The sequence below is a fragment of the Pseudomonas sp. GL93 genome, from assembly GCF_003408955.1.
Lineage (GTDB): Bacteria > Pseudomonadota > Gammaproteobacteria > Pseudomonadales > Pseudomonadaceae > Aquipseudomonas > Aquipseudomonas paracarnis.
Window position 1 is genome coordinate 17,215 of the sequence record NZ_NKRF01000065.1, and the last position, 26,300, is coordinate 43,514.

The following is a 26,300-nucleotide window of genomic DNA, read 5'->3' on the forward strand; positions in this document are numbered from 1 at the left end:
GACGATGGAGGACTGAACATGACATTGACTGTCGACACCTTGCTCGAATTGGCCATGGCTAACCCGATCAATGCGCAAATCACCGCGCGCCTGCCGGATCTGGGTGTGCAGCAGTGCATGCTCACGGCGGGCTGCCTGTTCCAGGCGGTGTGGAATCATCAGGCGAATCTGCCGGCTGCTCAGGGCGTGAAGGACTATGACGTTTTTTACTTTGATGAGGATGTGTCCTACGAGGCGGAGGACGCGGTGATTCGTAGGGCGCAGGGGCTATTTAAAGACCTGTGTGTAAATGTAGAGGTCAAGAATCAGGCGCGGGTGCACCTTTGGTATGGCCAGCGGTTTGGCCGGCCTTACCCGCAGTTGCGTTCGGCTCGGCAGGGGGTTGACCGTTACCTGGTGGCGGGGACGTGCATTGCGTTGGATGTTGCGTCCGGCGAGGTGTATGCGCCTTATGGTTTGGAGGATGTGGAGCAGGGTGTCTTGCGTATCAACCCTTTGCATCCGGAGCCGGAGCTGTTTTTGCACAAGGCCAGGAGTTATCAGGCGCGTTGGCCGTGGCTCAAGATTGTCGAGCCGGGCTGAGCCCCCATGCTGTAGGAGCGAGCTTGCTCGCGAAAATCGTTAACGATAACGCGTGCCTTCAGATTAAACGCGGCGCCTGTGAGTTTTTCGCGAGCAAGCTCGCTCCTACAGTAACCCGCCGAGTACGCCGCAACCTATCACCACCAGCCATGGAGGCAGCTTCCACACCATCAGCGCGGCCAATGCGAGTAGCGCCAACGCCACGTCATACCCGTTGAATATTGCGCTGGTCCACACCGGTTGGTACAGCGCCGCCAACAACAGGCCAACCACTGCCGCGTTCACCCCGGCGAGCGCGGCCTGGGTACGCGGGCTACTGCGCAGGTTGGCCCAGAAGGGCAAGGCACCGAAGATCAGCAGAAACGACGGGGCGAAGATCGCCAGCAGCGCGATCACCCCGCCAAGCCAACCGCTCGGCGCGTGGGTCATCGAGGCGCCGAGGAAGGCGGCGAAAGTGAACAGCGGGCCGGGCACGGCTTGGGTGGCGCCGTAGCCGGCGAGGAATACATCGTTGCTGACCCAGTGGCTGGGCACCACTTCGGCTTGCAGTAGCGGCAACACCACGTGGCCGCCGCCGAATACCAGCGCGCCGGTGCGGTAGAAGGCGTCTACCAGCGCCAGTGTGGGGTTAAGCGCCCATGCGGCGAGGATCGGCAAGCCCATCAGCAACAGCAAAAACAGCATCAACCACAGCGCTCCGGTGCGGCGGCTGATGGCGATGGGCAGCGCGTCGGGCTCAGCACTCCTTTCGGGCTTGAACAGCAACAGGCCCGCCACGCCTGCGACCACCATGACGCCGACTTGAGCCCAGGCGCAGGGTAGCAGCAGCACCACGCAGGCGGCGCTCAACATCAACGCCACCCGCAAAACGCCTCGGCACAGGTTGCGTGCCATGCCCCACACGGCCTGGGCCACCACCGCCACGGCGACGACTTTGAGGCCGTGCAGCGCGCCAGGGGGGAGGGCGCCGCCGTAGTGGGCCAGCCCCAGGGCAAACAGGATCAGTGCGATGGCCGACGGCAAGGTGAACCCGGCCCAGGCTGCTGCCGCGCCCCGGTAACCTGCGCGGGACAGGCCCAACGCGATACCAACCTGGCTGCTGGCCGGGCCGGGCAGGAACTGGCACAGGGCGACCAGTTCGGCATAGCTGCGCTCGCTGAGCCAGCGGCGGCGGGTGACGAACTCTTGGCGAAAATAGCCCAGGTGCGCTATCGGCCCGCCGAAGGAGGTGAGGCCCAGGCGCAGGAAGATCAGGAACACTGACCAGGGGCTGCTGCGGTGATCGGCAAGCTGGGGCAAGGGGACGTCTCGGGCAGCGATGCTGGATGTTGCCGACCATAACCAATTTTCATGACGCGCAGAAGAGCGGGTATTTTGCCGCCCCCATTGAATTTATCCGCGGTAGTTCGAGTCACTTGAAAGCAGTGTACTGTTTTCCATCCACTGGACCTCAAGGACCGACCATGACCTTTTTCATCTTCCTGCTCGCCTGCGCCGCCGCCGCCAGTACCGGCGTGATCTTCAAACCCGGCGCCTGGTACGAATCCTTGGTCAAGCCCAGCTTTACCCCGCCTAATTGGCTGTTCCCGGTGGCATGGACGATCATCTACCTGCTGTTGGCCTGGGCCGGTTACCGCTTGACCCTGATCCCCGGCAGCGAAATGGTATTGGCTCTGTGGGCGGCGCAGATCGCGTTGAACACGCTGTGGACGCCGGTGTTCTTCGGTGCTCATCGGTTGTTCGCCGGGATGGTGATTATCGTGCTCTTGTGGCTCACCGTAGCCGCGATGGTAGTGCTGGCCGTGCGCCTGGATTTGATCACCGGCTTGATCTTGTTCCCGTATCTGGCGTGGCTGTGCGTGGCCGCGGCGTTGAACTTCTCGATCCTGCGTAATAATCGCTGATGGCCTACCAGCATTGGCCCGCCAGCGAGCCCGAACTGGCCCAGATGCGCCGCTTCAATCAGAAACTGGCGTGGATGCCGCGCTTTAAAATCCGCAACCGCGTGACGCCGCGCATGATCCAGGCACTGCTACGCGCCAGCCAGACGTTCAAGAAGGCGCCCGTGGTTGAGCTGAAAAGGCTGGGCACGGTGCCCGTGCGCATCTTGCGCCCCAGTGGCAAGCCCAAAGGCGTGGTGCTGGATATCCACGGCGGTGGTTGGGTGATCGGCAATGCGCAAATGGATGACGACCTTAACCTCGGCATGGTGAATGCGTGCGACGTGGCGGTGGTGTCGGTGGATTATCGGCTGGCGGTGGATACGCCAATTGAAGGGCTGCTGGAAGACTGCCTGACGGCTGCGCGCTGGCTCCTGGCGGACTGCTCGGAGTTTGCTGGCCTGCCGGTGTTTTTCGTCGGTGAATCGGCCGGCGGGCACCTGGCGGCGGCCACCTTGTTGGCGCTCAAGCCATGGCCCGAGTTGCTCCAGCGGGTAAGCGGCGCGGTGTTGTATTACGGCGTCTACGATTTGACCGGCACGCCCAGTGTGCGCACGGCCGGGCCGGACACCTTGTTGCTGGACGGGCCGGGCATGGTCCAGGCGCTGCGTCTGCTAACGCCGGGGATCAGCGACGAGACGCGCCGGCAGCCGCCGTTGTCGCCCTTGTATGGAGACTTTGAGGGGCTGCCGCCCGCGCTGATGTTCGTGGGCGAATTGGACCCGCTCAAGGACGACACCCTGCTTATCGCCGAGCGATGGGCGGCGGTTGAGGCCCATCTGCTGCCGGAAGCGGCCCATGGGTTTATTCATTTTCCGGTGGCGATGGCCGATCGCGTATTGGCTTACGCTCGCCAGTGGATAACGGGCCGGATCCTTGGCGATGAGCGTTAGTATCGAGGCGGTGCAGGCCGCTGACATTCCCCAGGTGCTGAGCTTCAGCTTGCAGGTGCGGGATGAACTGTTCCCTACCCTCAGTGCCACCGGTGTCCCTCACGATCTGGCGCAGTTTGAAGCTGTCTACCTTGAGGGCGGCGGGCGGTTTTTGATTGCCCGTGCCGAAGGCCGCATCGTTGCCGCAGTGGCTTACCGGCCCTACGACGGCCGCTTCCCACAGTTGAACTACCAGGGGCGCAAGACGGTGGAAGTGGTGCGCCTGTATGTGCTCCCGGCAGTGCGCCGCTTGGGCCTGGCGGGCCGGTTATACCGCTCGCTGGAAGCGCTGGCGCGAGCGGATGGTGTGGAGATGATGTACTTGCATACCCATCCGTTTCTGCCCGGCGCGATTGATTTCTGGCAGCGGCAGGGGTTCGAGGTGGTGGATGTCGAGGCCGACCCGATCTGGCAGACAACCCATATGCATCGACTTCTGTAGGAGCGAGCTTGCTCGCGAAAAACGTCAACGATAACGCGTGTTTCTTGGATGAACGCGGCGCCTGGGAGTTTTTCGCGAGCAAGCTCGCTCCTACAGGTTTCAGTTGGAGCGCAGGCGCAGGATTTGCGCGCCGTCGAACGGGTCCGTCAGGTAATGCCCCTGCACTCCGAATGTCTCCTGCAAGCGCTGTGGCGTCAGCACCTCCAGCGGCGCGCCCAGCGCCACCAGTTGCCCGCGATCCAGCACGGCCAGGCGATCACAGGTCAACGCCTGATTCAGATCATGCAGCGCAATCAAGGTGGTCACCGGCAAGCCTTGCACACCTTTGAGGATCGCCAGTTGATGCTGGATATCCAGGTGATTGGTCGGCTCGTCCAGCAATAAAATCTGCGGCCGTTGCGCCAGGGCGCGGGCGATGTGCACGCGCTGGCGCTCGCCACCGGAGAGGCTGCGCCAGGCGCGTTGGCTCAGGTGGGTGGCGTCTACGTCATGCAGGGCCTGGAGCACGATGGCGTCGTCTTCACGCGACCACGGGCTCAGCGCCGACAGCCACGGTGTGCGGCCCAGGGCCACGGCGTCGAACACGCGGATGGCGTCGTCGGTGTCGGCCTGTTGCTCCACGACCGCCAATTGCTGCGCGATGGTGCGGCGGGGCAATTCACGAAGCGGCTTGCCACCCAGGCGAACATCGCCGCTGGCCGGCACACGTAATCCAGCCAGCAATTTGAGCAGGGTGGATTTGCCTGAACCATTGGGCCCGACGATGCCGAGGGTTTCACCCAACTGCACGTCCAGGTCAATGTCACGCAGCAACTGCGCGTCACGCACTTTGAAGCCCAGGCCGCGGCAACTGAGCACGCTCATCGCGCATTCCTCCGGCCAATCAGGATCAGCGCAAACACTGGCGCGCCCACCAATGCGGTCACCACACCCACCGGAATCACCTGGCCCTTGATCAAGGTGCGCGACAGCACGTCCGCGGCGATCAAAAACAGCGCGCCACCCAAGGCGCTGGCCGGTAGCAAGCGCGAATGCCCGGTGCCAAGCAACAGGCGCACCGCATGGGGAATCACCAAGCCGACAAACCCGATGGAGCCGACGATGGACACCATCACCGCCGTCACCAGCGCAGCGCAGGCCACCAGCACAAATTGCACGCGGCGTACGGGGATGCCGAGGGAGGCCGCCGAGTCGCTGCCGAAGGTAAACGCATCCAGTGCGCGCCGGTGCCACAGGCACACTGCGAGCCCCACGACCGCCACCGGCACCGCCAACCACACCGACGGCCAGCGCACGCCGCTGAGGTTGCCCAGCAGCCAGAACATAATGCCGCGGGCCTGTTCGGAACTGGCTGACTTGGTGATCAGGAACGCGGTCAGGGCATTGAACAACTGCGAGCCGGCGATGCCTGCGAGGATGATCTGCCCGGTACCGCTGGACGATCCGCTGGCCCGTGCGAGCAGGGTCACCAGCGCGAACGCCGCCATCGCCCCCACGACCGCGCCCGCCGCCAACCACACCGAGCCACCGCCCACGCCGATCAAGGCGACGAGCACCGCGCCGGTTGACGCGCCGGCGCTAATGCCCAGCAGGTACGGGTCGGCCAGCGGGTTACGCAGCAGCGATTGCAGGATCACGCCGCACGTTGCCAACCCTGCACCGCAAGCTGCGGCCACCAAAGCACGGGTGAGGCGGTAGTTCCACACCACGCCTTCGTCGATGGGGTCCAGTACGTAGCCGGCGGCCCAGAGTTTATTGGCGAGCACCTGCAGCACCACCTGCGGTTCGATGGCGGTTTCACCGATGGCGACGCCAGCGAGCAGGGCGAGCAACAGCAGCGCCAGGGCGAGTAGGGTGCGCATCATTGGCCCAGGCGGTAGCCGTCGATGGCGGCGGCCAGTTGTTCGAGGCCCTCGAAGGTGCGCAGGCTCGCCTGCAAGGCCAGGGCGTCGAGGATGATGATGCGGTTGTTCTTGACCGCGTCCATGTTGCGGGTCACCGGGTCGCTGCGCAGGAAGGCGAGTTTCTTTTCATGGTCGTCGGCCGGGTAGCGGCGGCGGTCCATGCGTGCGATCACCAGGAAGGTGGGGTTGGCCTTGGCGATGGTTTCCCAGCCGACGGCAGGCCACTCTTCATCGGACTGCACCACGTTACGCAGGCCAAGGGTTTGCAGCATGAATTGCGGCACGCCCTTATGACCCGCTACGTAAGGGTCGCTGGCCATTTCGGCGCTGGAGAACCACACCAGTGCACTGGCTTGCTGCAAGCCCTTGCCCTGTGCCGTGGCGATGGACTTGGCCAGGCGCGCCTTGAGTTCGTCGGTCAGTTGTTGGCCGCGATCCTGCACGTCGAAAATCTGCGCCAGTTGCTGGAGGCTCTGGTAGATCGTCTCGATGCGAAAGGGCTCCAATCGCGTGCCATCGGCGCCGACCAGGTTGTCCTTGCCTTCGCAGTCGGACGGCAACAGGTAGGTGGGGATCTTCAGTTCATGAAACTGCTCACGGGTGCCGACCACGCCTTGGGGGCCCACCACCCATTCCAGCTCGGCGGCCACCAGTTGCGGGCGCTTGGCGAGTACGGCTTCGAAGCTGGGCTCGTTGTTGGCCAGGCGCTCGATGCGGTCGTCCTGGGCCTTGTACTGCGCCGCCACGTTGTTGAACCACAGCGAAGTGCCGACCACCTTGTCGCCCACGCCCAGGGCGTAGAGCATCTCGGTGGCGGCCTGGCCGATGGTCACGCTGCGGGCGGGGGCGTGCTGGAAGGTCAGGGTGCTGCCGCAGTTTTGCAGGGTCAGCGGGTACTGAGTGGGCGCGGCTTGCGCCAGGGCACACACACTCAAGCCTGCGATCAGGGCGGTAACGCGTGGCAGCATGAGGCGATCTCCTTGTGAACCGTAGGTGCAGCAGGGGAGGTACGGCTCGGAAATACGCCCATGGAAGCTGCAGATGCGCAGGGCCAGGATGTCCTTCCCGGACACCCCGCCGGTTAGTGAATTAGCTGGGCCGGCAGGTCTCCTGACTGATGCGTCGTCGCCTCGCTCCCGCCTTCCCGGACGCAGTCCAGTGGCAGTGGGGAGCAGGCTTGGCATCTACAGTTGCGGGGGCAGTTTCGGTTCACGTCGCGTGCGGCGTTTCGAATTCCCTGTTAGTCCCATACGGGAACCGGCGGCGGTATGGTAAGCGATCACCCCCTGTAGGAGCGAGCTCGCTCGCGAAGGTCGTCAACGATAACGCGGGAAACCTGATACGCCGCTGTGCTCTCAGGTGCTTCGCGAGCAAGCTCGCTCCTACAGAAGAATGGGTCAGAGTCGTATGTCTTGGGGGCCGCGGATCAGCGCTTCGATCCGGGTGCCTGTCGCACGCTCTTCGTTGCTGAACCCGTCGTAGTCGGCCAGGTTGGCGAAGCGGATGCCGGTCAGTTGTTCGATCGCAATCACACTGCGCTGGTAGGTTCGCAGCGGGCCGAATACCAGGTCGAGTTGGCCCAGCTCGCGGCTTTGGTCAATCATGTAGGCGCTGGCGGACGGCTTGCCATCGTCGCTGAGGTAGGCCACTACTTTCCAGAACGCCTTGGGGATTTTTACGCCACGGTAAAGTCGGTCGTCATCGGCGAACACTGGCCCGGTAAATACCGTGGCCCGGGCTTTCCAGCGCTGGGTGTTATCGAGGATGTAGTCTTCGAGTTCCAGCCAGGTCTTCTGGTTGAAGCCGCTCATCTGTGGCGAGCAGTTGGTGAAGTGAAAGGTGTCGAAGTTGGCGGTGGCCGCCTCGTCGCCCCAGTTGGGGTCCTGGCGCCGCACCAGGTGGCCGCGGTCCAGGCCATTGCCGGCATAGAGGTCTTCACCTACCTGAGCATCCAGGGGCAGGCGACCATCGTAGGCCCAGGTGTCGTTGCTGCGCGTGATGTCCACATGCTTGGCGCCGTCGATATTGACCCCCACGTAGAGCGCCAATCGTCGGGAGCGCGACAGGGTGATGGAGAAATGCGTGTAGTCCAGGCGCTTGGGTTGCACGTCGCCCGCCAGTGGCTCGCCAACCGTGGGCCATGGCACCACGAAGTCGCTGAGGAAATCGTCGGCATAGCCCGCGCGGTTTTTGAGGTCCTTGGCCGCTGTGACGCGCGGCGTCGCGGCTCTGGCTTCCAGCAGGGAGGGGCTGGCTGCGACCAATGGGCGCAGGTCGGCGAGCCTTGGGCGGTGGGAAAGGTCGATTTGGGCTGTGCGGGCGGGCATGGGCATGTTCCTTATGGGCCTCGGATAAACACCACTGAAACACAAACTCATGACAATTTGGCCCAGGGGGCGAACACAGGGCTATCCTGAAAACCGTTACCCGGACGTTCACCACACGCCAAAAAGGAGCCAGCTCATGTGTGTTCGCCAACCGCGCAACCCGATTTTCTGCCTGATCCCGCCGTACATGCTCGACCAGATCGCACGCCACGGGGATAAAGCCCAGCGGGAGGTCGCATTACGCACGCGTGCCAAGGACAGCACGTTTCGCTCGTTGCGCATGGTCGCGGTACCCGCCAAGGGCCCGGCCCGCATGGCACTGGCCGTGGGCGCCGAGAAGCAACGCTCGATCTACAGTGCCGAAAACACCGACAGCCTGCCCGGCAAGCTGATTCGCGGCGAAGGGCAGCCCGCCAGTGGCGATGCCGCAGTAGACGAAGCCTATGACGGCCTGGGCGCGACCTTCGATTTTTTTGACCAGGTCTTCGACCGCAACTCCATCGACGATGCGGGCATGGCGTTGGACGCCACGGTGCACTTCGGCCAGGACTACAACAATGCGTTCTGGAATTCGACCCAGATGGTGTTCGGCGATGGCGACCAGCAGTTGTTCAACCGCTTTACCGTGGCACTCGACGTCATTGGCCATGAGTTGGCCCATGGCGTGACCGAGGATGAAGCCAAGCTGATGTATTTCAATCAATCCGGTGCGCTGAACGAGTCGCTGTCGGATGTGTTCGGTTCGCTGATCAAGCAGTACGCGTTAAAGCAAACGGCCGAGGATGCCGACTGGTTGATCGGCAAGGGGCTGTTTACCAAAAAGATCAAGGGCACGGCGCTGCGCTCGATGAAGGCGCCAGGCACTGCGTTTGATGACAAGCTGCTGGGCAAAGACCCCCAGCCTGGGCACATGGATGATTTTGTGCAAACTTACGAGGACAATGGTGGCGTGCATATCAATTCCGGCATTCCCAACCACGCGTTCTATCAGGTGGCCACCCGGATTGGCGGGTTCGCCTGGGAGCGTGCCGGGCGGATCTGGTATGACGCGCTGCGCGATTCGCGGTTGCGGCCCAATTCCGGGTTCTTGCGTTTTGCGCGCATTACCCACGATATTGCCGGCCAGCTTTATGGTGTGAACAAAGCTGAGCAGAAGGCAGTCAAGGAAGGCTGGAAAGCGGTGGGCATAAACGTTTGACGAAGCCGCCTGAGCGGCGAGGAAAAACCATGCGAATTTCAATCAAGGAAAGCGGCGGACCGGCGTTTTTTCCGGGGTTGGCCAAGCCGCGCACGGTAGAGTTGGACGCGCTGCCCGAGCCTGATCAGCAGGAGTTGCGGCAACTGATTGAAGCGTCGGATTTTTTCCAGTTGCCGCAAAGCACCGATCCCGAGCCTGGCAACCCAGGCCGGGTGCATTACACCCTGACAGTTGCGGAAGGCAAGCGCGAGCACACGGTCTGTGTGCTCGCGCCGGTGAATTCTCCGGCACTGGAGGGGTTGGTGCAGTGCGTGCGACGGCACAGTCGAGGCTGACTTGGGCCTATTGACTAGATGAGCTCAGCAAGGTCCGATGGGCTGAAGGCTTTCAGGCTGGCGGTTTCTCCCGTACGAATCTTGCTGACCCACTGTGGGTCGCTCAGCAATGCGCGCCCTACGGCGATAAGGTCGAACTCCTCGCGCTCAAGCCTTTGCACCAGGTTATCCAGGCTGGCGGGTTGAGAGCTCTCGCCACCGAATGCGGCAATAAAGTCTCCAGACAGGCCAACCGAGCCAACGCTGATGGTTGCCGCACCGGTGAGTTTCTTGGCCCACCCCGCGAAGTTCAGCCCCTGTTCGCCATCCAGCTCAGGGAACTCAGGCTCCCAGAAACGCCGTTGCGAGCAATGCAGGATGTCGACGCCGGCTTCCACCAACGGCACCAACCAGTCCGACATGGCGTCCGGCGTAGTGGCCAGGCGCGCACTGTAATCCTGCTGTTTCCACTGGCTTACGCGCAATATCACCGGGAACGCTGGACCAACTGCTGCGCGTATAGCCTTGACCACCTCTGCCGCGAAACGCGAGCGCTCCTTGATCGATGCACCGTTGAAGTGGTCCGGGCGCTGGTTGGTGCCTTCCCAGAAGAACTGATCGAGTAAATAGCCGTGTGCCCCGTGTATTTCAACGGTGTCAAACCCCAGCCGTTTGGAGTCGGCGGCAGCCTTGGCGTAAGCGGCAATCGTGTCGGCGATGGCTTCATCACTCATCGCGTCACCGCGTGGCGTACTCGGTGCGGCGAGGCCGGAAGGGCCTTCGATACCTGTCTCAGGGGCCCAGTCGTTGAACATGTTGGCGACCGATCCGACATGCCAGATTTGCGGCCCCATTTTGCCACCTGCCGCATGCACGCCATCGATGACCTGTTTCCAGCCCGCCAATGCCTGGTCGCCATGGAACAGCGGGACGCCGGGGTCGTTACGTGCGCCGGGGCGATCAATGGCGGTGCCTTCTGAGAGAATCAGCCCGACGTCGTGTTCGGCACGTCGGCGATAATAGGCGGCGACGTTTTCTTCTGGTACACCGGTGGGGGAAAACGAACGGGTCATGGGTGCCATGACGATGCGATTTTTCAGGGCCAGGGATTTCAGCGCAAATGGCTGAAACAAAGCATCCAGATTCGTAACACTCATTGCCAGAGACTCCATTTGAAATGAGCCTTGATAGTATATTGTGTATACCTAATATCAATTAGGCACTTTAAAGCTATCAGGTATCCCAGAGGAAACCACATGCTCGAACATAGTCAGGCCCTGACTCAAAACGACCCGGTGCCGAAGGTATTCAAAGCCGATTGCTCCAGCCGATTATTGCTTGATCAGATCACCGACAAGTGGTCGGTGCTGATACTGGGCTCTTTGTGCGAAAAACCGTTGCGCTTCAATGAAATCAGGCGTCGCCTGGACGGCATCACGCAAAAAGCTCTGACCCAGAGCCTGCGCCGTCTTGAGCGCAGTGGCATCCTGGCGCGCCGGGTCATCGCGTCTTCGCAGGTGGCGGTGGAGTACAGCATTACGCCGCTGGGGGGGACGCTGGAGGAGCCGTTCAAGGCGCTTTACGCCTGGACGCTCAGCCATTCGGAAGCGGTGCTGCAGGCGCAGGCGGCGTTCGATGCGCGCACCGACGACGCCTAGCCGTTGCAGCTTTACTTGCGATCCAGCCACACCGTTTGTGCGTTGCAGAACTCGCGTACACCGAAGTGCGACAGCTCGCGGCCGAACCCGCTCTTCTTCACGCCGCCAAACGCCACCCGCGGGTCTGAGACGCTGAACGCGTTGACAAAGACCCCGCCGGTTTCCAGTTGGTCGGCAATCGCCCGCGCCTTTGCCGCGTCGCTGGTGAAGATGCTCGCGGTCAGACCAAACTCGCTGTCATTGGCCAGCGCCACGGCGTGCTCGGCGTCGCGGGCGGTGATGATCGAGGCCACGGGGCCGAACAGTTCCTGTTTGAACGACGTCATTTGATCGGTGACGTCAGCCAGAACGGTCGGTTCGTAGTAATTGCCCGCGCCCGCAACTTTATGGCCACCCAGCAGCAGCGTGGCGCCTTCTTCCAGGGTCGCCTGGACCTGGCCGTGCAGTTCGTCACGCAGATCAAAGCGCGCCATGGGGCCAATATAGGTGGTGTCCGAGGTGGGCTCGCCCATCACCAGGGCGCGGCTGGCTTCAAGGAACTTGGCGGTGAAGGCTTCAGCCACGCCCGCTTCGATGATCAAGCGCTTGGCGGCGGCGCAGACCTGGCCGCTGTTCTGGAAGCGGCCGATCACGGCGGCTTGTACGGCGGCGTCGAGGTCGGCGTCGTTGAGCACGATGAAGGGGTCGGAGCCGCCCAGTTCCAGCACGCATTTCTTCAACGCGGCCCCGGCCTGGGAGCCGATGGCGATGCCTGCGCGCACGCTGCCGGTGAGGGTCACAGCGGCGATGCGTGGGTCGGCGATAGCGGCGGACACGCCGTCCTGGGTGACGTTGATCACTTCGAACACACCGTCAGCAAAACCGGCTTTGCGCAACGCTTGCTGGATCAGATAGGCGCTGCCCATCACGTTTGGCGCGTGTTTGAGCACGTAGGTGTTGCCGGCAAGCAGGGTCGGCACCGCGCCGCGCAGCACTTGCCATACCGGGAAATTCCACGGCATTACCGCGAGGATTGGGCCCAGTGGGCGGTATTCGATCCGGGCGCTGCCGTTGTCCACCAGGGTGGGCTCCGGGGCGAGCATGGCCGGGCCGTGGGCGGCGTACCATTCGCTCAGTTGCGCGCACTTTTCGATTTCGGCGCGGGCCTGGGCGATGGGTTTGCCCATTTCCAGGGTGATCATTTGCGCCATGTCTTCTGCTTGCTCACGCAGGGCGACAGCCAGGGTCAGCAGGTATTCGGCGCGCTGGCTCACGGGCGTGCGGCGCCAGGTTCTGAAGGCATCGGTCGAGCGGGCGAGGGCGGCGTTCAGCTGTTCTGCGCTTTCATAGGGGTAGCTGCGGACTGTTTCGCCGTTGGCGGGGTTGATCGACAGGGCGTGGGTCTGGTGGGAGAAAGCATTGTTCATGGCACCGTCCGGCTGAATGAGTGGAATGGGGCCAGCGTACGGGGCTGTATGTTTTCTTGAAACTGAATAATATTAAGCAATACGTTCATGAATGGAGAATGACTTGGACCTGGTGCAACTGGAAATCTTCAAGGCCGTTGCCGAGCAAGGCAGCATCAGCGCCGCCGCGCAGTTGATTCATCGCGTGCCATCGAACCTCACCACGCGCATCAAACAACTGGAGCAGGACCTGGGCGTGGAGTTGTTTATCCGCGAGAAAAGCCGCCTGCGCCTGTCGCCGGCCGGGTGGAATTTCCTCGGCTATACGCGGCGCATTCTCGACCTGGTGCAAGAAGCACGCGCCACAGTGGCGGGGGAGGAGCCCCAAGGCGCCTTTGCTCTGGGCTCGCTGGAGAGCACGGCGGCCGTGCGTATTCCGGCATTACTGGCGGCGTATAACCAGCAATACACCAAGGTCGAGCTGGACCTGAGCACGGGCCCCTCGGGCACCATGATCGAAGGCGTGCTGTCGGGCCGGCTGACGGCGGCCTTTGTCGATGGGCCGGTGCTGCATTCCACGCTAGAGGGTGTGGCGGTGTTCGAGGAGGAGATGGTGGTGATTGCGCCACTGCATCACGCGCCGATCACCCGGGGGCAGGAGGTAAATGGCGAGAACATCTATACGTTTCGCTCCAACTGCTCGTACCGGCATCACTTCGAACGCTGGTTCTCACAGGATGGCGCGGTGCCGGGCAGGATCTTCGAGATCGAGTCGTACCACGGCATGTTGGCCTGTGTCAGCGCCGGGGCCGGGCTGGCGCTGATGCCGCGCAGTATGCTTGAGAGTATGCCGGGGTGTGCGGCGGTGAGTGTGTGGCCGCTGACGGACAGCTTCCGCCTGCTCAATACCTGGCTGATCTGGCGCCGGGGCACGGTGTCACAGAGCTTGAACAGCTTCGTAAAACTACTGGAAGAACGCGGGTTTTGTAGGAGCGAGCTTGCTCGCGAAGACCGTTAACGATAACGCGGGCATTCTGGATGAACGCGGTGCCTTCGGGTTTTTCGCGAGCAAGCTCGCTCCTACAGGAGAGGTGGGGTCAGCCGCCGAATTGCAGGGTGCCCATGGCCAGCTTGGCCATGATTGCCGTCGCGCCCAGTTGTACCAGCCATAACGCCAACCCACCGAGGAATACTCCCAGCGCCACTTGCAGCACCAGGCTCTTCTGGCGCTTGGCTTGCGGTGCGCGTGGGGCGTAGTCGTGCAATTCATCGCGGTCGGCGCGCAGGTCCAGGTCATCGTTTCTCATAAAGCTCTCACAGCAAGGGGGCAGTCGGTGTTCAGTCTAGTGTGTTCGCCAATAAAAAGGGGGAAGCCAATGGCTTCCCCCTTCGTATAACGCTTGCCGGCTTACAGCACCTGCACAATCGCCTTGGTCACCGCACCAATGTTCGACTGGTTCAGCGCCGCCACGCAGATGCGACCGGTATCCAACGCATAGATCCCGAACTCGGTGCGCAGGCGGGTGACTTGCTCAACGCTCAAACCGGAGTAGGAGAACATCCCACGCTGGCGGCCGACGAAGCTGAAGTCATGGCCTGGAGCAGCCTTGGCCAGTTCGGCCACCATCTGCTCGCGCATACCGCGAATGCGCAGGCGCATCTCGGCCAGCTCGGCTTCCCACTGGGCGCGCAGCTCAGGGTTGTTCAACACTGCGGCAACGATGGCTGCGCCGTGGGTGGGCGGGTTGGAGTAGTTGGTGCGGATCACACGCTTGACCTGGGACAGGATGCGCGCGCTTTCTTCCTTGGACTCGCTGACGATCGACAGCGCGCCCACACGTTCGCCATACAACGAGAACGACTTGGAGAACGAGCTGGACACAAAGAAGGTCAAGCCTGATTCCGCGAACAAGCGCACCGCGGCGGCGTCTTCGTGGATGCCATCGCCGAAGCCCTGGTAGGCCATGTCGAGGAACGGCACCAGGTTCTTGGCCTTGACCACGTCCAGCACGTTTTGCCAGTCGGCCGGGCTGAGGTCGACGCCGGTCGGGTTATGGCAGCAGGCGTGCAGCACCACGATGGACTGTGGCGGCAGGGCGTTGAGGTCTTCGAGCAGGCCGGCACGGTTCACGTCGTGGGTGGCGGCGTCGTAGTAGCGGTAGGTCTGCACCGGGAAACCGGCTTTTTCAAACAGCGCCTGGTGGTTTTCCCAGCTCGGGTCGCTGATGGCAACGACGGCGTTGGGCAGCAGTTGCTTGAGGAAGTCGGCACCGATTTTCAGCGCGCCAGTGCCGCCCACGGCCTGGGCGGTAATCACGCGGCCGGCGCTCAACAGCGGCGACTCAGCGCCAAACAGCAGCTTTTGCACGGCCTGGTCGTACGCCACGATGCCGTCGATCGGCAAGTAGCCACGGGCGGCATGTTGCGCCACGCGAATGGCTTCCGCTTCGGCAACGGCACGCAAGAGTGGAATCTTCCCCTCCTCGTTGCAGTAAACGCCCACGCCAAGGTTCACCTTGGTGGTCCGTGTATCGGCGTTGAATGCTTCGTTGAGGCCCAGGATTGGATCGCGTGGTGCCATTTCGACAGCGGAGAACAGGCTCATTTTTGCGGCAGCTCTATGGGGGGTAGGAGGGACGTGTCGCGCTCCAGCCGAATGCACTAGAGCGGTGCACAAACGGGGAGCTAGTATAGAGGCCATCACGGCTGAGAGCGACAACGGAAACGGCTTTTCGGCCATGTTTTTCGGTTTATTTGCTGACCGTTAGTCTTATTGCAACATTGGCGCGAAAGGTCGTGTAGGACGACGGCCTTGAAACCCGTCACATTCGGCACCACTTCTACAGCTATCATGGTTTTTTCCTGCACCCTGCGATGATTATTCGCGGGTTGCTGAGCTATTTCGTCCCTGGCGGTGTCGAGTCTGGGGTGACTTCACGAGGTACGTTATGTCGGATTTCCAGCTCGTTACCCGTTTTGAACCCGCCGGCGATCAACCGGAAGCCATTCGTCAGATGGTCGAAGGCATCGAAGCCGGCCTGGCGCACCAGACGCTGCTTGGGGTGACCGGTTCCGGCAAGACCTTCAGCATCGCCAACGTGATCGCCCAGACCAACCGCCCGACCCTGGTACTGGCGCCGAACAAGACTCTGGCCGCGCAGCTCTACGGCGAGTTCAAGGCGTTCTTCCCCAACAACGCGGTTGAGTACTTCGTTTCCTACTACGACTACTACCAGCCCGAAGCCTACGTGCCGTCCTCCGATACCTTTATCGAGAAGGATGCATCGATCAACGACCATATCGAGCAGATGCGGCTGTCGGCCACCAAGGCACTGCTGGAGCGCAAAGACGCGATCATCGTCACCACGGTGTCGTGCATCTACGGCTTGGGCAGCCCGGAAACCTATTTGAAGATGGTGCTGCACGTCGACCGTGGCGACAAACTCGACCAGCGCGAACTGCTGCGCCGCCTGGCGAGCCTGCAGTACACCCGTAACGACATGGACTTCGCCCGCGCCACCTTCCGGGTGCGCGGCGATGTGATCGACATCTACCCGGCGGAATCCGACCTGGAAGCGATCCGCATCGAACTGTTCGATGATGAGGTCGAAAGCCTGTCAGCCTTCGACCCGTTGACCGGCGAGGTGATCCGCAAGCTGCCACGTTTTACCTTCTACCCGAAAAGCCACTACGTGACCCCGCGCGAAACCCTGATGGGCGCGATCGAGGGCATCAAGGTCGAGCTGGCCGAGCGCCTGGAATACCTGCGTTCCAACAACAAGCTGGTGGAAGCCCAGCGCCTGGAGCAGCGCACCCGCTTCGACCTGGAGATGATCCTGGAGCTGGGCTACTGCAACGGCATCGAAAACTACTCGCGCTACCTGTCGGGCCGCGAATCCGGCGCGCCGCCGCCGACCCTCTATGACTACCTGCCGCCGGACGCCTTGCTGGTGATCGACGAATCCCACGTCAGCGTGCCGCAGGTGGGCGCCATGTATAAGGGCGACCGTTCGCGCAAGGAAACCTTGGTGGAATACGGTTTCCGTCTGCCGTCGGCGCTGGACAACCGGCCGATGCGCTTTGACGAGTGGGAAGCCATCAGCCCGCAGACCATCTTCGTTTCTGCTACGCCCGGCAACTATGAGGCCGAGCACGCGGGCCGCGTCATCGAGCAATTGGTGCGCCCCACTGGCCTAGTGGACCCGGAAATCGAAATTCGCCCGGCCCTGACCCAGGTCGACGACCTGCTCTCGGAGATCAATAAACGTGTGGCCCTGGAAGAGCGGGTGCTGGTCACCACCCTGACCAAGCGCATGTCCGAAGACTTGACTGATTACCTGGCCGACCACGGCGTGCGCGTGCGTTACCTGCACTCGGACATCGACACCGTGGAACGCGTGGAGATCATCCGCGACCTGCGGCTGGGCACCTTCGATGTGCTGGTGGGGATCAACCTGCTGCGCGAAGGCCTGGACATGCCCGAAGTGTCGCTGGTGGCGATCCTGGATGCGGACAAGGAGGGCTTCCTGCGCTCCGAGCGCTCGTTGATCCAGACCATCGGCCGAGCGGCGCGCAACCTCAATGGACGGGCGATCCTGTATGCCGACCGCATCACCGGCTCCATGGAGCGGGCGATTGGCGAGACCCAGCGTCGTCGCGATAAGCAGATCGCATTCAACCTGGAACACGGCATTACCCCCAAAGGTGTGTTCAAGGACGTTGCCGACATCATGGAAGGCGCCACCGTGCCCGGCTCGCGCAGCAAGAAGCGCAAGGGCATGGCCAAGGCCGCCGAGGAGAGCGCCAAGTACGAGAACGAACTGCGCTCGCCGAGTGAGATCACCAAGCGGATTCGGCAGTTGGAAGAGAAGATGTACCAGCTGGCGCGGGACCTGGAGTTTGAGGCGGCGGCGCAGACGCGGGATGAGATTGGCAAGTTGCGTGAGCGCCTGTTGGCTGTTTGATTTGCGTTGATTGGGCTGGCCCCATCGCGGGCAAGCCCGGCTCCCACATTGATCTGTGAACGCGGTCAAAATGTGGGAGCTGGCTTGCCTGCGATGGCCGCGCCTCGGTTTTCCAGAAATCACCCAGGCTGTTACCATTCGCCCCTTGTTTCAATTTTCAGTTATATCGCCCATTCGAGACCTGCCATGACCACCGTCCGCACGCGCATTGCGCCATCGCCTACTGGGGATCCCCACGTCGGTACTGCTTACATCGCCCTGTTCAACTACTGCTTTGCCAAGCATCATGGCGGTGAGTTCATCCTGCGGATCGAAGACACCGATCAACTGCGCTCCACCCGTGAGTCGGAACAGCAGATTTTCGATGCCCTGCGCTGGTTGGGCATTACCTGGGCCGAAGGCCCGGACGTGGGCGGCCCGCATGGCCCGTATCGCCAGAGCGAGCGCAGCGACATCTACAAGCAGTACACCCAGCAACTGGTCGATATGGGCCATGCCTTCCCGTGCTTCTGCACGGCTGAAGAGCTGGACCAGATGCGCGCCGAGCAACAGGCCCGTGGCGAAACTCCACGCTACGATGGCCGGGCGTTGCTGCTGTCCAAAGAAGAAGTGGCCGCACGCCTGGCGGCTGGCGAACCCCACGTTATCCGCATGAAAGTGCCGAGCGAAGGCGTGTGCGTGGTGCCGGATATGCTGCGCGGTGACGTCGAGATCCCGTGGGACCGCATGGACATGCAGGTGCTGATGAAGACCGACGGCTTGCCGACGTACTTCCTGGCCAACGTGGTCGACGATCACCTCATGGGTATCACCCATGTGCTGCGCGGCGAAGAGTGGCTGCCATCGGCACCGAAACTGATCCTGCTCTACGAGTACTTCGGCTGGGAGCAACCGCAGCTGTGCTACATGCCGCTGCTGCGTAATCCGGACAAGAGCAAGCTGTCCAAGCGCAAGAACCCCACGTCGGTGACCTTCTACGAGCGCATGGGCTTCATGCCCGAGGCCATGCTCAACTACCTGGGCCGCATGGGCTGGTCGATGCCGGACGAGCGCGAGAAATTCTCGTTGCAGGAAATGGTCGACAACTTCGACCTGTCCCGTGTTTCCCTCGGCGGGCCGATCTTCGATATCGAGAAGCTGTCGTGGCTCAACGGCCAGTGGCTGCGTGACTTGCCCGTGGAAGAGTTTGCCAGCCGCGTGCAGCAATGGGCGTTGAACCCCGAGTACATGATGAAGATCGCGCCGTTGGTGCAGGGCAGGGTAGAGACATTCAGCCAGGTCGCACCCTTGGCCAGTTTCTTCTTTGCTGGCGGCGTGAACCCGGATGCCAAGCTGTTTGAATCCAAAAAGCTCTCCGGCGACCAGGTTCGCCAACTGATGCAGTTGATCCTGTGGAAGCTCGAAAGCCTGCGTCAGTGGGAAAAAGACGCGATCACGGCCACGATCCAGGCGGTGGTGGAATCCCTTGAGCTGAAACTGCGCGATGCCATGCCGCTGATGTTTGCCGCAATCACCGGGCAGGCCAGTTCGGTGTCGGTGCTCGATGCGATGGAAATTCTCGGCCCGGACCTGACCCGTTTCCGCCTGCGCCAAGCCCTTGATTTACTTGGGGGTGTGTCGAAGAAAGAAAACAAAGAATGGGAAAAGCTGCTGGGCGCTATCGCTTAAGCAGGCCGCTTAGGGCATGAAACCCCGGTTTTCCGGGGTTTCATCGGTAAGTGATTGTTATCCCGGCAAAAAATTTTGGAAATTGTTGAAAATAAATTTGACACGTTTCCAAACCGCCATTAAGATTCGCCCCGTCCTCACCGATGAGGGGCTATAGCTCAGCTGGGAGAGCGCTTGCATGGCATGCAAGAGGTCAACGGTTCGATCCCGTTTAGCTCCACCAATTTACAGGTTCAAGGTTCCGGCCACACCGTCCTTGAATCGATCAGTTCTCAGCGCTGATCTGTTGTATAGAAGGTTTTGTCCCCTTCGTCTAGTGGCCTAGGACACCGCCCTTTCACGGCGGTAACAGGGGTTCGAGTCCCCTAGGGGACGCCAGTTTCAACAAGCAGCTCGAAAGGTCTGCTGCGTCGCGAGACGAAAAATCCGGGGCTATAGCTCAGCTGGGAGAGCGCTTGCATGGCATGCAAGAGGTCAACGGTTCGATCCCGTTTAGCTCCACCAATTTTACAGGTTCAAGGTTCCGGCCACACCGTCCTTGAATTGATCAGGTCTCAGCTCTGATCTGTTGTATAGAAGGTTTGTGTCCCCTTCGTCTAGTGGCCTAGGACACCGCCCTTTCACGGCGGTAACAGGGGTTCGAGTCCCCTAGGGGACGCCACGATTACCCGCTCTGCGGGATTTTTAAGGGTCATTCAATTATTGAATGGCCCTTTTGTTTGTCTGGCGTTTGGCCAATTCCCTCCTTTATTCCCATTTTTCTGTTCTGACCGGCGGTCGTACTTGTCGCTTGCCAAATATTATTATGGTAATAATATTCAACCCTTGAGAGACGGAGGCTTCGATGAGCGATAAAAAAGCGCAAACCCGCGAACGTATTTTGCAGGCTGCCAGCGCGGCGTTGATCCAGCGTGGCCCGGCTGAGCCCAGTGTGGGCGAAGTGATGGGGGCGGCGGGGCTGACGGTCGGCGGCTTCTACGCGCATTTTGAAAGCAAGGACGCGCTGATGCTGGAAGCGTTCAGCCAGTTGCTGGCGCAGCGTCGCGCCTCCATCGATGACTTGGACGAACAGCTGACCGGCGAAGAGCGCCGCACGTTGGTCGCAGCGTTTTATCTGTCGCGCAAGCACCGCGACTCCACGACCCAGGCCTGCCCGTTGCCCGCGACGGTGGGGGAGATGGGGCGCTTGCCGGACGCTTTTCGCGAGGTCTTGAACGAGCACGTCGAGCTGATGGCCGCGCAATTGGCCGGCAGCCCCGAAGACATCGACAAGGCCCTGGCGGACATGGCCTTGATGATAGGGGGGCTGACCCTGGCGCGGGCACTCGGGCACGGCGAGTTATCGGATCGGGTGATACGTGCGGCCAAGTCGGCGGTACGCTGAAAAAGGGGACGCAAGATGGGCGCATTGACCTGGGTTCGTGGTTTCAATGGCACGGTGGGGCGCCTTGCGCCGCATGCGGTCGCCAGCAAGATGCGTCGCACCTTTATGACCCCGCGCGATCTGCCGCCGCGTGACTGGGAGTTGCCGCTGTTGGCCCAGTCGGAGCGCATCACTTTGCGGTTTGGCCTGTCGGCGTTGCGATGGGGGCATGGCCCGGCGGTGCTGCTGATGCATGGCTGGGAAGGGCGGCCGACTCAATTCGCCAGCTTGATCACGGCGTTGGTCGGCGACGGCTATTCGGTGATAGCCCTGGACGGTCCCGCCCACGGCCGCTCGCCAGGGCGTGAAGCCCATGTACTGCTGTTTGCCCGCGCGATGCTTGGGGCGGCGGCCGAGCTGCCGCCGCTGTATGCGGTGGTCGGCCATTCCATGGGCGGCGCCAGTGCGATGCTGGCGGTGCAGTTGGGGTTGCGTACGCAGGCACTGGTCAGCATTGCCGCACCGTCGCGCTTTCTGGATGTGCTGCGCGGGTTCACCCGCATGGTCGGCTTGCCGCCACGGGCGCGCTCAGCCTTTATCCAAGAGGTGGAGTTGAGCATGGGCATGCCGCTCAAGCATCTGGACGTGGCCCACTATCAACTGAATATTCCCGGTCTGATCGTCCACGCCGAAGACGATACCTTCGTTCCAGTCAGGGCGGCTCAAGCTATTCACGAAGCCTGGTTCGACAGCCGCCTGCTGCGCCTGGAGCAGGGTGGTCACCAGAAAGTGCTCGCCGACCCTCAGGTAATCGACGCTGTACTCGCCCTATTGGCCGGCTGCCGTCTACAGGAGCGCCAGAGCGCCTGATACACTGCCCCGCCGACATCAATCGACTGGAGCAAGGCATGGGCTGGGATTTGGCAACGCCGTTCATCATCGATCTGCAGGTTGCGGCTGAGGACATCGACGGCCTGGGGCACGCCAATAATGCGGTATACGTCTCATGGCTGGAGCGTTGTGCCTGGCGCCATTCCCAGCGCCTGGGCCTGGACCTCACCGAATACCGCCGCCTTGACCGCGCCATGGCCGTGGTGCGCCATGAGATCGACTACCTGGCGGCAGGCTATGAGGGCGATGAGTTACAACTGGCCACCTGGATCGTCGATTGGGACCAACGCCTGAAAATGACCCGTCGTTTCCAGCTGGTACGCCCCCGCGACGGCGCGACTCTGCTGCGTGCGCAAACAACCTTCGTATGTATTGAGTTGTCCAGCGGCAAGCCCAAGCGCATGCCCGCCGAGTTTATTGAAGGTTACGGCCCCGCCCTGACAGGGGGTTAACGGTTGCCGCAGGAAACCCAGTAAACTGCGCCACGATTTTTGTTGAGTGTTTTCCATGCAAATTGCTTTGGCGCCCATGGAGGGGTTGGTCGACAACATCCTGCGGGACGTGTTGACCCACGTGGGCGGTATCGACTGGTGCGTGACCGAGTTCATCCGGGTCAACGACCGCCTGCTCACGCCTGCCTACTTCCACAAGCTCGCGCCTGAACTGCTGCACGGTGCCCACACGGCGGCGGGTGTGCCGTTGCGGGTGCAGTTGCTCGGTTCCGATCCGGTGTGCCTGGCGGAAAATGCCGCCCTGGCCTGTGAATTGGGTTCTGAAGTGATCGACCTGAACTTCGGGTGCCCGGCCAAGACCGTGAATAAATCCCGAGGTGGCGCGGTGCTGCTCAAGGAGCCGGAGCTGCTCAACCAGATCGTCGAGCACGTGCGCCGCGCTGTACCCGCGCATATTCCCGTGACCGCCAAGATGCGCCTGGGCTTCGATAGCCCGGATGGCGCGCTGGTGTGCGCCACGGCCCTGGCCGAGGGCGGCGCTGCGCATATCGTGGTGCATGCGCGCACCAAGGCCGATGGCTACAAGCCGCCGGCCCATTGGGAGTGGATCCCGCGGGTGCAGGACGTGGTCAAGGTGCCGGTGTTTGCCAATGGCGATATCTGGAGCGTCGAAGACTGGAAGCGCTGCCGCGAAATCAGCGGCGCCGAAGACATCATGCTGGGCCGTGGCCTGGTGGCGCGGCCCGACCTGGCGCGGCAGATTGTGGCGGCCAAGGCCGGCGAAGAGGTGGTCGAGATGACCTGGGCGCAGATGCAGCCGATGCTTCAGGAATTCTGGCGCCAGTCGGTGGCGCAACTGACGGAAAAGCAGGCGCCCGGCCGCTTGAAGCAGTGGCTGGCGATGCTCACGCGCAACTACCCGCAAGCGGTGGAGTTGTTCACGGCCCTGCGCCGGGAAACGGACTTGAATCAAGTCAGCCGCCTGCTGGGTATGCCGCATCCAGCAGCCGCTTGAACCCCTCGATCGGTAACGGTCGGCTGTGCAAATACCCCTGGAATAAATGGCAGCCGAGCTTTTGCAGAAACGCCAGCTGCTCCAGGGTTTCCACCCCCTCGGCGATGACTTCCAGGTTCAGGCTGCGCGCCATGGCCACAATGGCGCGGATGATTTCTGCATCATTGGGGTCGTGGGTCGCATCGCGCACGAACGACTGATCGATCTTCAGCGCGTCCACCGGCAAGCGCTTGAGGTAGGTCAGGGATGAGTAGCCGGTGCCGAAATCATCCATCGCAAAGCTCACGCCGAGCTTTTTCAGGCGGCGCATCTTCACCACGGTATCGTCCAGGTTCTGGATCACGATGCCTTCGGTGATTTCCAGTTTCAGCAGGCTGAACGGCAGGCCGTGTTGCTTGAGGCTGTGCTCCACCCGTTCTACAAAGTCGTTCTGGCGAAACTGCCGCGGGCTGATGTTCACGCACAGGCTGAAATTGAGCGGGTCTACCAGGCCGTCGGCAATCAACTGGGCAAAGGCGCCGCAGGCTTCATCGAGAATCCAGGTGCCGACCTCCAGGATCAGGCCGCTGTCTTCCAATACCTTGATAAATTCTGCCGGCGACTGCGCGCCCAGTTGTGGATGCTGCCAGCGCACCAGGGCCTCGGCGCCGACTATCCGGTTGCCGCGCGCGTCCACCTGGGGCTGGTAATGCACGCTGAATTCGCCGCGTGACAGGGCCAGGCGCAAGTCAGTCTCCATGCGCAGGCGTTCGCTGGCGGTTCTTTGCATGCTGTTGTGGAACATCTGCGTGGTGTTGCGCCCGGAGTCCTTGGCGCGGTACAGGGCGATGTCGGCGCGCTTGAGCAAATCGGCGGGTGTGGTGCCGTGGTCGGGGATCAGCGCCACGCCGATGCTAGGCGTGACCTGCAGCCGATGACCGTCGAGAAACATGGGTTCCGAGAGCAATTCGCGCAGGGTATCGGCCAATGCTTGCACCTGGCTGCTGACCGTCTGGCGGGTGCCCTCCAGGCCGCTGAGCAATACCACAAACTCATCGCCGCCCAAGCGCGCCACGGTGTCTTCCGTGCGCACGCTGGCTTCCAGGCGCGCGGTGACGATTTTCAACACGGTATCGCCAACGGGGTGGCCGAGGGAGTCGTTGATGTGCTTGAAGTGGTCCAGGTCCAGAAACAGCAGGGCGCCGCGCAAGTTGTGGCGCTTGAGCAGGGCGATCTGCTGGCTCAGGCGGTCCATCAGCAGTGCGCGGTTCGGCAGGTTGGTCAGCGGGTCGTGATAGGCCAGGTGGCGGATCTGCGCCTGGGCGTTCTTCAATAGGCTCACATCCCGCGCGGTCAGCAGCAGGCAAGGGGTTTCATTCAGGGTAATCGGCTCGACCGAGACCTCCACCGCCAGCACCTCGCCACGCTTGTTGTGCCAGAGCATTTCCAAGTGATGGATGCGGCCCTTGATCTGCAACTCGGCCAATAGTGCGGCGCGTTGGTTTTCATCGGCCCAAATGCCGATCTGGTACAGGGTCAGGCCGATGGCCTCTTCGGTGCGGTAACCGGTCAGGCGGCAAAAGCCGTCGTTAACCTCCACATAACGGCCGGTGTCGCGTTCGGTGATGGAAATCGCGTCGGGGCTGGAGTGAAACGCCTTGGCGAACTTCTCTTCACTGGCCTTGAGTGCGGCCTCCGAGCGTTGCTGTTGGGTAATATCGCGCAGCGTGGTGACGATGCACGGCTGGTCACTGACCTTGATCAAACGGCTGGAAATCATGCAGGTCAGGCTTTGGCCGTCCTTGTGATGCACCACGATGGCCACATTGCTCAGGGCCTGTTCGCGAATCACCTGCTCGATGCGCTGCAGGCGCTTGCTGGAGTCGTCCCACAGGCCGATTTGTTCGGCGCTTTTGTCCAGTACTTCGGCGGCTGTAAAGCCAAACGTCTGGGTAAACGCCGGGTTGATCTCGATGAACGCGCCGCTGTCCAGGCAGGTAACGCAGATCGGGTCGGGGCTGGCCTGGAACAGGCTGGCGAACTTTTCCTCCGAGGCGGTTAGCCGTTGCTCGCGCTCGACCTGGTCGGTGATATCCAGCAAGGTGCCTGCCATGCGCAGGGGCTTGCCTGACTCATCGCGATACAGGCGTGCGCGGCTCTCCAGGTAACGCGGGCTGCCGTCTTCCATTTGCACGCGGTAGGTCAACTGATAGTTGCCGTCCGGGCCTTCGCGCAGACTGCGGTACGCATGGCGCATGCCCTCGCGGTCTTCATCGGACATGCCCTCAAAAAACGCATCGAAGGATTCATGGAACGGCGCGGGTTCCAGCCCGTGCAACTGGGCGGCACGCGCTGAGCCGTAGAGCATGCCGCTGGGGATGTGCCAATCCCAGGTGCCCAGTTGCGCGGAGTCCAGGGCCAGGTCGAGGCGCTCCTGGCTGTCCTTGAGCGCCTGCTCGGCGTTTTTACGTTCGGTGGTGTCCAGGAATGTGCTGATCAGGTAAGCCTCACCGTCCAGTTCCACCTTCTGGGCGCTGAGGGTGCCGTCGTGGATCTGGCCATTGCTGGCGCAGAACTGTACCTCCATGGTGATGGGTTCACCTTTACGCTGGGTGGCCTTGACCAGCAGCGCACGCTGTTCCGGATGGCGCCACAGGCCCAGTTCCAGTGTGGTGCGGCCGATGGCATCGGCCACCGGCCAGCCGAACAGCATCTCGAAATACTGGTTGGCTTCGCTGATCAAGCCGTCGGCCTGGCGCGTCAGCAGCACCATGTTCGGGCACAGGTGGAAGAGTGTGGCGAAGCGCTTTTCCGAATGACTGAGGGCGTGTTCACGGTCGCGTTGGTGGGTGATCTCGCGGATCACCCCGATCATGCGTCGCCGTCCGGCTTTGTCGGGGGCCAGGTTGCCGCTGATTTCCAGCCAGTGCAGGCTGCCATCGGGCCATTGGATGCGGTGGTGCATGGCGCGGTCGAAGGGCTCTCCGGCGAGCACCGCATGAAAACCGCGCACCACCCGCGCACTGTCTTGCGGGGCGAGCAGGTCGAGGTAATCGAGGTCCTTGGGCAGAGGCTGGCGCGGGTCGAACCCGAATAGCGCCTGGGTGCCCCGAGACCAGCTGATTCTTCCCGTATCGATTTCCCAGCACCAGGCACCCAGCCGCGCGGCATTGAGGGCCGCCAGCAGTTGCGGGGCGCTGTCCCAGCTTTGTTCCGCCGCTTGAGGGTCCAGGGCGTAGATGCGGGGCAGGGGGGGTACCGGGTCAACAGGGTTGCGCATTATCAA

24 protein-coding genes, 4 tRNA genes and 1 riboswitch are annotated in these 26,300 nt (G+C 62.1%); of the genes, 18 read left to right on the forward strand and 10 right to left on the reverse strand.

The window, feature by feature from the left end; genetic code table 11:
- Positions 1-18: 18 nt before the first annotated feature.
- A complete protein-coding gene (locus tag CER19_RS11610; protein ID WP_116666524.1) occupies positions 19-582 on the forward strand; it encodes a nucleotidyltransferase family protein in 564 nt (187 codons plus the stop codon).
- A 105-nt stretch (positions 583-687) separates the two neighbouring features.
- Here the strand turns inward: CER19_RS11610 and chrA are convergent, their stop codons facing one another.
- On the reverse strand, positions 688-1,881 hold the full coding sequence (chrA, locus tag CER19_RS11615; RefSeq protein WP_116666525.1) for a chromate efflux transporter: 1,194 nt from the start codon (positions 1,879-1,881) through the stop codon (positions 688-690).
- A gap of 164 nt (positions 1,882-2,045) precedes the next feature.
- Here chrA and CER19_RS11620 point away from each other — a divergent pair, with 164 nt between their 5' ends.
- Genes CER19_RS11620 through CER19_RS11630 form a run of 3 tightly spaced genes read left to right on the forward strand, consistent with a single transcriptional unit; the run spans position 2,046 to position 3,896 of the window.
- Positions 2,046-2,486, forward strand: coding sequence for a TspO/MBR family protein (locus CER19_RS11620; RefSeq protein ID WP_003192600.1), 441 nt, complete (start codon positions 2,046-2,048; stop codon positions 2,484-2,486).
- Positions 2,486-3,415, forward strand: a complete 930-nt coding sequence (locus tag CER19_RS11625; RefSeq protein WP_116666526.1) for an alpha/beta hydrolase — start codon at positions 2,486-2,488, stop codon at positions 3,413-3,415. The genes CER19_RS11620 and CER19_RS11625 overlap by 1 nt, the downstream gene beginning before the upstream one ends.
- Entirely contained in the window at positions 3,405-3,896 is a 492-nt protein-coding gene (locus CER19_RS11630; RefSeq protein WP_116666527.1) for a GNAT family N-acetyltransferase, read from the forward strand. The genes CER19_RS11625 and CER19_RS11630 overlap by 11 nt, the downstream gene beginning before the upstream one ends.
- A gap of 99 nt (positions 3,897-3,995) precedes the next feature.
- On the opposite strand, the gene CER19_RS11635 is transcribed toward CER19_RS11630, so the two are convergent.
- From CER19_RS11635 to CER19_RS11655, 4 genes are all read right to left on the reverse strand, one after another.
- Complete coding sequence (locus CER19_RS11635; protein WP_116666528.1) at positions 3,996-4,760, reverse strand: ABC transporter ATP-binding protein; 765 nt, start codon at positions 4,758-4,760, stop codon at positions 3,996-3,998.
- Entirely contained in the window at positions 4,757-5,761 is a 1,005-nt protein-coding gene (locus CER19_RS11640) for an iron ABC transporter permease (RefSeq protein ID WP_116666529.1), read from the reverse strand. Before CER19_RS11640 ends, CER19_RS11635 begins: the two co-directional genes overlap by 4 nt.
- Positions 5,758-6,768 (reverse strand): ABC transporter substrate-binding protein, encoded by a 1,011-nt coding sequence (locus tag CER19_RS11645; RefSeq protein ID WP_116666530.1) that lies wholly within the window; start codon positions 6,766-6,768, stop codon positions 5,758-5,760. Before CER19_RS11645 ends, CER19_RS11640 begins: the two co-directional genes overlap by 4 nt.
- 114 nt (positions 6,769-6,882) lie before the next feature.
- Positions 6,883-7,077: riboswitch (cobalamin riboswitch) on the reverse strand.
- Positions 7,078-7,197: 120 nt separating this feature from the next.
- Complete coding sequence (locus CER19_RS11655; protein WP_116666531.1) at positions 7,198-8,127, reverse strand: DNA/RNA non-specific endonuclease; 930 nt, start codon at positions 8,125-8,127, stop codon at positions 7,198-7,200.
- Between the two features lie 136 nt (positions 8,128-8,263).
- Here CER19_RS11655 and CER19_RS11660 point away from each other — a divergent pair, with 136 nt between their 5' ends.
- Both CER19_RS11660 and CER19_RS11665 read left to right on the forward strand, forming a co-directional pair.
- The gene (locus CER19_RS11660) at positions 8,264-9,325 is read left to right on the forward strand and encodes a M4 family metallopeptidase (protein WP_003192590.1); all 1,062 of its coding nucleotides are present in this window, start codon (positions 8,264-8,266) and stop codon (positions 9,323-9,325) included.
- A gap of 29 nt (positions 9,326-9,354) precedes the next feature.
- Positions 9,355-9,660: a protealysin inhibitor emfourin gene (locus CER19_RS11665; RefSeq protein ID WP_116666532.1), complete on the forward strand. Its 306-nt coding sequence runs from the start codon at positions 9,355-9,357 to the stop codon at positions 9,658-9,660.
- Between the two features lie 14 nt (positions 9,661-9,674).
- On the opposite strand, the gene CER19_RS11670 is transcribed toward CER19_RS11665, so the two are convergent.
- Entirely contained in the window at positions 9,675-10,796 is a 1,122-nt protein-coding gene (locus CER19_RS11670) for an NADH:flavin oxidoreductase (RefSeq protein WP_116666533.1), read from the reverse strand.
- A gap of 99 nt (positions 10,797-10,895) precedes the next feature.
- On the opposite strand from CER19_RS11670, the gene CER19_RS11675 reads away from it, so the two are divergent.
- Positions 10,896-11,297: a helix-turn-helix domain-containing protein gene (locus CER19_RS11675; RefSeq protein ID WP_116666534.1), complete on the forward strand. Its 402-nt coding sequence runs from the start codon at positions 10,896-10,898 to the stop codon at positions 11,295-11,297.
- Positions 11,298-11,308: 11 nt separating this feature from the next.
- Here CER19_RS11675 and CER19_RS11680 read toward each other — a convergent pair whose 3' ends face one another.
- Complete coding sequence (locus CER19_RS11680) at positions 11,309-12,703, reverse strand: aldehyde dehydrogenase family protein (protein ID WP_116666535.1); 1,395 nt, start codon at positions 12,701-12,703, stop codon at positions 11,309-11,311.
- A 103-nt stretch (positions 12,704-12,806) separates the two neighbouring features.
- Between CER19_RS11680 and CER19_RS11685 the strand changes: the two genes are divergently transcribed.
- The gene (locus CER19_RS11685) at positions 12,807-13,700 is read left to right on the forward strand and encodes a LysR family transcriptional regulator (RefSeq protein ID WP_078803483.1); all 894 of its coding nucleotides are present in this window, start codon (positions 12,807-12,809) and stop codon (positions 13,698-13,700) included.
- Positions 13,701-13,779: 79 nt separating this feature from the next.
- Here the strand turns inward: CER19_RS11685 and CER19_RS11695 are convergent, their stop codons facing one another.
- Complete coding sequence (locus CER19_RS11695) at positions 13,780-13,989, reverse strand: hypothetical protein (RefSeq protein ID WP_005789784.1); 210 nt, start codon at positions 13,987-13,989, stop codon at positions 13,780-13,782.
- Between the two features lie 101 nt (positions 13,990-14,090).
- The gene (locus tag CER19_RS11700) at positions 14,091-15,287 is read right to left on the reverse strand and encodes an amino acid aminotransferase (RefSeq protein ID WP_116666536.1); all 1,197 of its coding nucleotides are present in this window, start codon (positions 15,285-15,287) and stop codon (positions 14,091-14,093) included.
- Between the two features lie 343 nt (positions 15,288-15,630).
- On the opposite strand from CER19_RS11700, the gene uvrB reads away from it, so the two are divergent.
- From uvrB to CER19_RS11750, 10 genes are all read left to right on the forward strand, one after another.
- On the forward strand, positions 15,631-17,646 hold the full coding sequence (gene uvrB / locus CER19_RS11705) for an excinuclease ABC subunit UvrB (RefSeq protein ID WP_005789781.1): 2,016 nt from the start codon (positions 15,631-15,633) through the stop codon (positions 17,644-17,646).
- Positions 17,647-17,832: 186 nt separating this feature from the next.
- Positions 17,833-19,314, forward strand: coding sequence for a glutamate--tRNA ligase (gltX, locus tag CER19_RS11710; protein WP_116666537.1), 1,482 nt, complete (start codon positions 17,833-17,835; stop codon positions 19,312-19,314).
- Positions 19,315-19,461: 147 nt separating this feature from the next.
- Positions 19,462-19,537, forward strand: a tRNA-Ala gene (locus CER19_RS11715).
- Between the two features lie 79 nt (positions 19,538-19,616).
- Positions 19,617-19,692 (forward strand) — tRNA-Glu (locus CER19_RS11720).
- Between the two features lie 50 nt (positions 19,693-19,742).
- Positions 19,743-19,818: transfer RNA gene (locus CER19_RS11725), tRNA-Ala, on the forward strand.
- 81 nt (positions 19,819-19,899) lie between these two features.
- Positions 19,900-19,975 (forward strand) — tRNA-Glu (locus CER19_RS11730).
- A gap of 183 nt (positions 19,976-20,158) precedes the next feature.
- A complete protein-coding gene (locus CER19_RS11735) occupies positions 20,159-20,698 on the forward strand; it encodes a TetR/AcrR family transcriptional regulator (RefSeq protein ID WP_116666538.1) in 540 nt (179 codons plus the stop codon).
- Between the two features lie 15 nt (positions 20,699-20,713).
- Positions 20,714-21,547, forward strand: coding sequence for an alpha/beta fold hydrolase (locus CER19_RS11740; protein ID WP_116666539.1), 834 nt, complete (start codon positions 20,714-20,716; stop codon positions 21,545-21,547).
- 38 nt (positions 21,548-21,585) lie between these two features.
- Positions 21,586-22,020, forward strand: a complete 435-nt coding sequence (locus CER19_RS11745; RefSeq protein ID WP_020300953.1) for a thioesterase family protein — start codon at positions 21,586-21,588, stop codon at positions 22,018-22,020.
- A 55-nt stretch (positions 22,021-22,075) separates the two neighbouring features.
- Complete coding sequence (locus CER19_RS11750; RefSeq protein WP_003192567.1) at positions 22,076-23,035, forward strand: tRNA-dihydrouridine synthase; 960 nt, start codon at positions 22,076-22,078, stop codon at positions 23,033-23,035.
- Here the strand turns inward: CER19_RS11750 and CER19_RS11755 are convergent.
- On the reverse strand, positions 22,995-26,294 hold the full coding sequence (locus CER19_RS11755) for an EAL domain-containing protein (protein WP_116666540.1): 3,300 nt from the start codon (positions 26,292-26,294) through the stop codon (positions 22,995-22,997). The two genes, CER19_RS11750 and CER19_RS11755, sit on opposite strands and share 41 nt — an antisense overlap.
- Positions 26,295-26,300: the final 6 nt, after the last annotated feature.

Excerpts from the sequence above, each read along its gene's own strand:
- CER19_RS11660 (WP_003192590.1), top strand. The coding sequence starts at position 8,264 with ATGTGTGTTCGCCAACCGCGCAACCCGATTTTCTGCCTGATCCCGCCG.
- CER19_RS11675 (WP_116666534.1), top strand. The coding sequence starts at position 10,896 with ATGCTCGAACATAGTCAGGCCCTGACTCAAAACGACCCGGTGCCGAAG.
- CER19_RS11755 (WP_116666540.1), bottom strand. The coding sequence starts at position 26,294 with ATGCGCAACCCTGTTGACCCGGTACCCCCCCTGCCCCGCATCTACGCC.
- CER19_RS11620 (WP_003192600.1), top strand. The coding sequence starts at position 2,046 with ATGACCTTTTTCATCTTCCTGCTCGCCTGCGCCGCCGCCGCCAGTACC.
- CER19_RS11610 (WP_116666524.1), top strand. The coding sequence starts at position 19 with ATGACATTGACTGTCGACACCTTGCTCGAATTGGCCATGGCTAACCCG.
- CER19_RS11700 (WP_116666536.1), bottom strand. The coding sequence starts at position 15,287 with ATGAGCCTGTTCTCCGCTGTCGAAATGGCACCACGCGATCCAATCCTG.
- CER19_RS11735 (WP_116666538.1), top strand. The coding sequence starts at position 20,159 with ATGAGCGATAAAAAAGCGCAAACCCGCGAACGTATTTTGCAGGCTGCC.
- CER19_RS11695 (WP_005789784.1), bottom strand. The coding sequence starts at position 13,989 with ATGAGAAACGATGACCTGGACCTGCGCGCCGACCGCGATGAATTGCAC.
- CER19_RS11625 (WP_116666526.1), top strand. The coding sequence starts at position 2,486 with ATGGCCTACCAGCATTGGCCCGCCAGCGAGCCCGAACTGGCCCAGATG.
- CER19_RS11655 (WP_116666531.1), bottom strand. The coding sequence starts at position 8,127 with ATGCCCGCCCGCACAGCCCAAATCGACCTTTCCCACCGCCCAAGGCTC.
- CER19_RS11750 (WP_003192567.1), top strand. The coding sequence starts at position 22,076 with ATGCAAATTGCTTTGGCGCCCATGGAGGGGTTGGTCGACAACATCCTG.
- uvrB (WP_005789781.1), top strand. The coding sequence starts at position 15,631 with ATGTCGGATTTCCAGCTCGTTACCCGTTTTGAACCCGCCGGCGATCAA.
- CER19_RS11745 (WP_020300953.1), top strand. The coding sequence starts at position 21,586 with ATGGGCTGGGATTTGGCAACGCCGTTCATCATCGATCTGCAGGTTGCG.
- gltX (WP_116666537.1), top strand. The coding sequence starts at position 17,833 with ATGACCACCGTCCGCACGCGCATTGCGCCATCGCCTACTGGGGATCCC.
- CER19_RS11670 (WP_116666533.1), bottom strand. The coding sequence starts at position 10,796 with ATGAGTGTTACGAATCTGGATGCTTTGTTTCAGCCATTTGCGCTGAAA.
- CER19_RS11665 (WP_116666532.1), top strand. The coding sequence starts at position 9,355 with ATGCGAATTTCAATCAAGGAAAGCGGCGGACCGGCGTTTTTTCCGGGG.
- CER19_RS11740 (WP_116666539.1), top strand. The coding sequence starts at position 20,714 with ATGGGCGCATTGACCTGGGTTCGTGGTTTCAATGGCACGGTGGGGCGC.
- CER19_RS11630 (WP_116666527.1), top strand. The coding sequence starts at position 3,405 with ATGAGCGTTAGTATCGAGGCGGTGCAGGCCGCTGACATTCCCCAGGTG.
- CER19_RS11640 (WP_116666529.1), bottom strand. The coding sequence starts at position 5,761 with ATGATGCGCACCCTACTCGCCCTGGCGCTGCTGTTGCTCGCCCTGCTC.
- CER19_RS11635 (WP_116666528.1), bottom strand. The coding sequence starts at position 4,760 with ATGAGCGTGCTCAGTTGCCGCGGCCTGGGCTTCAAAGTGCGTGACGCG.
- CER19_RS11645 (WP_116666530.1), bottom strand. The coding sequence starts at position 6,768 with ATGCTGCCACGCGTTACCGCCCTGATCGCAGGCTTGAGTGTGTGTGCC.
- CER19_RS11680 (WP_116666535.1), bottom strand. The coding sequence starts at position 12,703 with ATGAACAATGCTTTCTCCCACCAGACCCACGCCCTGTCGATCAACCCC.